This is a genomic window from Streptomyces sp. NPDC059398 (assembly GCF_042751845.1).
Taxonomy (GTDB): Bacteria; Actinomycetota; Actinomycetes; order Streptomycetales; family Streptomycetaceae; genus Streptomyces.
On sequence record NZ_JBHYWP010000003.1, the window covers coordinates 1 to 1,714 of the forward strand.

Below are 1,714 nucleotides of genomic sequence, written 5' to 3' on the forward strand. Positions count from 1 at the left end.
CCGCCGAGCGGTTCCGGGCCCTCCTTCCGTGTGGTGCGTCAGCGCACCCAGGCCGTCAGCGGCTCGGTGTCCAGCTCGATCCCGACCGGAGCGGGCAGCTCGACGGTCTTCCCGAACGGAACCGTGGCCACCTGCTCGTAGCGCACCCCGTCCGGCTGCGAGTGGACCTTGACCTCGCCGGTGTCCCGGTCGATCAGCAGATAGACGGGGATCCCGGTCTCGGCGTAGGCGCGCGGCTTCTCCACGCGGTCCCGCCGGTCCGTGTCGGCGTCGTTCGATGTCACCTCGACCACCATCAGCACACCATCCGCACTGGCCCATTCGCCCTGGCCGACAAAGGTGCTGCTCGGAGCCAGGGCGCCATCGGGGCGAGCATTGCCCCTGCCGTAACTCTCGATCCGCAGGCCCTGGCCTGGGTAGAGCCACAGTTCCGGGTCCGGCTTCACTCCCCCAGCATCGAGGCGTCCCCCATGACCACCACCGGCTTCTTCGTCGGGTCGAGCCAGCGCAGCAGCTCCTTCATCCGGTCCTCCGGCAGGGAGACGCAGCCGTGGGTGGGGCCGCCGTGGTCGACGTGGAACCAGACGCCGCCACCCCGGTCCGCGCCCATCGGGCGGGTCCAGTCGAGCGGGGTGGTGCCCGGCTTGTGGTTGTAGTTGATCGCCACCACATAGTCGAAGGCCCCGGCCAGCGACTCCCCCTGGAAGCCGGTGCCCGCGGCGACGAAGGCGGGCCCCTGGTCGTACGGCAGGCGGGTGCCGGGGTCCGCCTTGCGGCCGCCCGCGTCGGTGAGGCCGAAGACCCCGGCGGGTGAGTGGAGATCGCCCTGGTAGTGCTTCTCGGTCCAGCCGTGCAGCGCGTTGTGCGCGGGCCACGGTTCGGAGACCGGCTCCCAGCCCTTGGCCGGATCGCGGACATAGAGGACGACCGTGGAGCGGCTGGAGTCGGCGCCGTCGCCGGTGACCACGGCGGCCTGGCGGGCGGAGTCCGGGATCTTCGCCAGGGTCTTGGGGCCGAGCGCCGGGATCTCCTTGACCTGGAGCTCAGCGGCCCGTCGGAGCTGCGGGCCGGCCGCGGGTGTCGGGGATGCCGCCGGCGGACCACCGTGACCGCTGTTGTCCTCGACCGCCCGCGCCGGGGTGGTCGCGTGTCCCGGGAAACCCGCACATCCGGAGAGCACCAACCCGCCGGTGACCAGTGCGGTCGCGACGAGCGCACCTCTGGGAAGTCGGCGAAGAGACATGTACGAGCCTTTCATTTCACATCGGATCACGTCGGGTCCATGCCGTTAACGACTGGTGTGTGCGGTAGGCGTCGATTCATTGCGGGGAACCCTGTGGGGTTCCCCCCGGGGCCGGCCCCTGTGCGGAAGTCGGTGTGACGTTCGATGGCGGATTCGACGTCGTGGTCACGCGTTGCGTCCCGTCCGGGCCTGCTGTACGGCCAGGACATGCCGTGCGCGTCGCCGCACACGGAGAGTCGCCGGAATCAGATTGCCCCCGCCCCTGTCCCTGCCCCCGACCGGCACGCCGATCAGTCCGTCGTACTGGTTCGTCCCGTGTGCTCCGGTCGACACCCGTGCCGGAGAAGGGGACCGAGGGCGGGGGGGGGCACCCCCCCCCCGGCCGCGTGGCGGGGGGGGAGCCACGCGGGAGACGGGGGGGGAGAGAAAGAGGGAAGGTGTGAGTGGCGAAGGTATGGAGAGAAAGAGAGA

1 protein-coding gene and 1 pseudogene are annotated in these 1,714 nt (G+C 70.8%); both read right to left on the reverse strand.

The annotated features are described in order from the left end of the window. Window positions 1-38: 38 nt before the first annotated feature. Window positions 39-434 (reverse strand): annotated as a pseudogene (locus tag ACFXBC_RS01935) (Uma2 family endonuclease); the annotation flags it as partial. An 8-nt stretch (window positions 435-442) separates the two neighbouring features. Continuing rightward, window positions 443-1,243, reverse strand: a complete 801-nt coding sequence (locus ACFXBC_RS01940) for a L,D-transpeptidase family protein (protein ID WP_385017466.1) — start codon at window positions 1,241-1,243, stop codon at window positions 443-445. Between the last annotated feature and the right edge of the window lie 471 nt (window positions 1,244-1,714).

Excerpts from the sequence above, each read along its gene's own strand:
- ACFXBC_RS01940 (WP_385017466.1), bottom strand. The coding sequence starts at position 1,243 with ATGTCTCTTCGCCGACTTCCCAGAGGTGCGCTCGTCGCGACCGCACTG.